The organism is Microcoleus sp. PH2017_12_PCY_D_A, assembly GCF_020738565.1.
Classification (GTDB): domain Bacteria; phylum Cyanobacteriota; class Cyanobacteriia; order Cyanobacteriales; family Microcoleaceae; genus Microcoleus.
Map to the genome: position 1 here is coordinate 1 of NZ_JAEQCI010000245.1, position 3,053 is coordinate 3,053.

Genomic DNA, 3,053 nt, shown 5'->3' on the forward strand with positions numbered 1-3,053 from the left:
CATCCTAAATAAAGCTTCACAAAGTGCATAGTAATCTTCACATTCTTCGTTACCTTTACCGCCGGGAACCAAAAACTGTTTAGCAACCTTAAATTTTTTCTTCATCTTGGCAATACCAAGATATTTATAAATTTCTTCGACTTTATCACAGCAGTTCATAGGTTTGTATTTTTGAGGGTAATTGGGCAAATTTTGAGCCACTAATATTAAATTAGGAGTATTTGACGGCTCAACCTCGCCTCCTACATAACAGATTCCATTAGAGGGCTTGTGACGACTTTGTCCTTCGATACTATGACTCCATGCGTATGACCACCGTGGAAATGGAAGATTAGCCGGGTTGCCTGCGGGAACAGAAAAACTATTGTTCATTTGGCTTCCCATGTATTCATAAATATCGCTTTCTCTTCCTGAAATTACAAATCCATTTGTATAAATATTTCTGCCAGTTGGGGTGCGGAATGCCTCCGAATTCCTAGAAGTAGCGGTGTCCAGCCATATTGTTTCTGTAGTAACACTCTTTCTATCCGAAAAAATAGCTCCAGTTGTTTTATTTTTTTCGTAACTTCTTTGGGTAGATTTAATGTTCCAACTTGGGGAACTACTTGAAAAGCCTGTAGCTTCTCCTAGGACTGTTACTTCCCATTCTCTGTGTTCGGTGAAGCCCCAGCCGGGAAAAGTGGAAATTGTGTAGCCTTTTTTATTAATTGGTATTACACAATGCCTATCACTACCCGGTGGAAACTGAATCGAATCAATAGGTTGCTCTGTACTTGTTTCCTTCTGTCCATCAGGTGCAAGAGTAATCCCTGTACTAATACCAGGCAATGATAGTCCCAATCGAACAGAAGTTTTACCATCTTTATCATTAGCTACATCAACGCTTATACCAAAAGCCGATACACCTAAACTACCGCTTTCATTGCCCTTACCTTTAGCGTTGACCCCGAAGCCGAGTACGTTTACCCCAAACGATACATTCTCTACAGAAATACCTGTTGGTGTGCGCTTAACTTCACCTCCAAAGTTTACTCCAAATCCTTGCTTAATACCTATGTCTACCTCTGCTTTGGCACTTTGCTCCACAGGGTTAATCTCAATACTAACGCCGGGCAAGGGTAATTCCTGCACTCCTACCGCCACATCAGACACCCCTGATATACCGCCAAAAGCTCCAAGCTCGCGAGTACCAGACACCCCGAGCATACCTACCTCTGGAGTCGCAGGTGTAGCCTTGCGCACTGCATCAAATTGTTCGGGTGGAGAGGGACGCCGAGTAGTATCTTTATCAAGGTTGATTGAGCGACTTCTTTTCATCATTGTTAATTAGTAAACGTCTATTTTTATTACTAAAGCTTGATGACAGATAAGCAAGCAAGCTACGCAACAATCAGTATTGTTGTCCCGTTGCGCCATAGACTACCAGAAGATAACCCGGCAGGGGATGTGGGTAAACCGGTCAAACGTAACGAAGCATTACTAAAAACCAAAGGGCCAGTAAATGATTGTGAGTTAGTAGAATTCAAAAAAGCAATTTCAAGCCAAACTAGCCAAACATCATTATTTTCACTTCTTTTCCACCAGCGGTTAGCTGTTGTGAATTCTTGTACCCGATATTTGTTAGCAATAGAAGTACCAAACAAAGTATCGAATTGCTGGAGCATTCCGGCATTACTTGGAAGGTTTAAGTTGGTTACGCCCCCATCCACCCACCTCATTCCCGCATAGCTGCTATAAGCCTGTTCGTTAGCGTCAAGCGCGCCAGCACTACCTGAGCGCGGTTGTAGTCCATAGGTATTTGGGATAGAAGCAAATCCTAGTGTCTGAGGATTTTGCCACGTTCTATCCCCTCGAAGTAAATATCCTTGTTCCCCAATCGCAGCACCTTTTACTAGACCATTGGTTCCACCAACCGTAGCAGTTGCTGCGCCAAACAATCCGAGAAGAGATTCTAGGCTAGCTATCCTAGCGCTTAATTCTTGAAAATCATTGTTTTTTTTTTGAGATATCAATGGTGACTGCAAATTCAATCTCAATAAAATCACTTTGCTTAAGCAAGCCATTTCCGTAATCAATCAATTGAATACCCAAACGTCCTGCATTGGTAAGAATAATCTCAGCTTTTTCTCTCCACACGCCAGTGTTGTTTTTCCGGCTAAGAATCCTCAAACCTATTTTTTGACTATTTAATTCAGCAGTCGTAAACATTGCAAGTTTTTCAGCTTCAGATTCATCGCCCTCATAGTTAGGAAATTTCATCAATTGAAAACTTTTTAAGGAAACATTGCAGAAGCAGGCTTCTCAATACACGGCTGCTTTTTCATCAGTCAGCAAGGGTTCATCGCGGAAATGTACAATTTCTGCAACCGCGTTTGTAGCGGTAGAGGTAAGTGCGATTGAAAACGTGCGAGTTGATAGTGTCATATTTTTAAAAGTAGGGACTTACTTTAGGGACTTACTTTAGATTAAGTCATCACAATGAAGTCAGAAAAGCCATCGCCAAAGCCTTCGACGAAACCTTCTAAAAAATTACCTAACGAAGGATTTTCTTCTGTTATCGTTTCAATCTTATTTTCTACCTGTTGGGCAATAGTCCAACTTTGCCCTTCTTGTAGCCCCCAATTGGCAATTGCTGTATCGATACTGCTAAGGCCGGTTCTGACATTGTTTCTTGCCCATTTTCTGATTTCCATGTAACCCAATTTGGCGGCTAAATTGCGAGCGTATCTGATAAATGTATTTGCCAGTTGACTCAACTCTTCTTGTCACTCCCTTCTTGTTGCGCCCTAATACAAAGGGCTGCTGATGCAGTTATATTGATGTTCATTTTCGGGTTACTTTTCCCGCCACCAAGCATAAATCCAGCAAGCATTCTGCCTGTTGATTCCCCAACAGTGTTAAGGAAGCTGTTATACATACTTTCTAATTCCGCAACTATCGCAGCATCACTTTGCGCCCAGTCAAGGTTGTACAAAGTATTTGTAGTACCGACAATCGCCTGTTGTAATGTCGGTAACATCATCCCTAGGGTGAAGCCGCCAATCTTGATACTT

Annotated in this window: 5 protein-coding genes; all 5 read right to left on the reverse strand. The window is 42.0% G+C overall.

What is annotated here, in order from left to right:
• Positions 1-1,320, reverse strand: a 1,320-nt coding sequence (locus JGK39_RS33255) for a hypothetical protein (protein WP_293299067.1), incomplete at its 3' end; no start/stop codon positions are given.
• A gap of 59 nt (positions 1,321-1,379) precedes the next feature.
• Positions 1,380-2,012, reverse strand: coding sequence for a hypothetical protein (locus JGK39_RS33260; protein ID WP_293262544.1), 633 nt, complete (start codon positions 2,010-2,012; stop codon positions 1,380-1,382).
• Complete coding sequence (locus JGK39_RS33265) at positions 1,987-2,259, reverse strand: hypothetical protein (RefSeq protein WP_293322675.1); 273 nt, start codon at positions 2,257-2,259, stop codon at positions 1,987-1,989. The genes JGK39_RS33260 and JGK39_RS33265 overlap by 26 nt, the downstream gene beginning before the upstream one ends.
• Positions 2,260-2,465: 206 nt before the next feature.
• A complete protein-coding gene (locus JGK39_RS33270) occupies positions 2,466-2,756 on the reverse strand; it encodes a hypothetical protein (protein WP_293322678.1) in 291 nt (96 codons plus the stop codon).
• Positions 2,753-3,053: hypothetical protein (locus JGK39_RS33275; RefSeq protein ID WP_293322681.1), on the reverse strand; the 301-nt coding region annotated here is incomplete at its 5' end. The genes JGK39_RS33275 and JGK39_RS33270, both read right to left, overlap by 4 nt.

Bases quoted from the DNA above. Each gene is read 5' to 3' on its own strand.
- JGK39_RS33265 (WP_293322675.1), bottom strand. From the start codon at position 2,259: ATGAAATTTCCTAACTATGAGGGCGATGAATCTGAAGCTGAAAAACTT.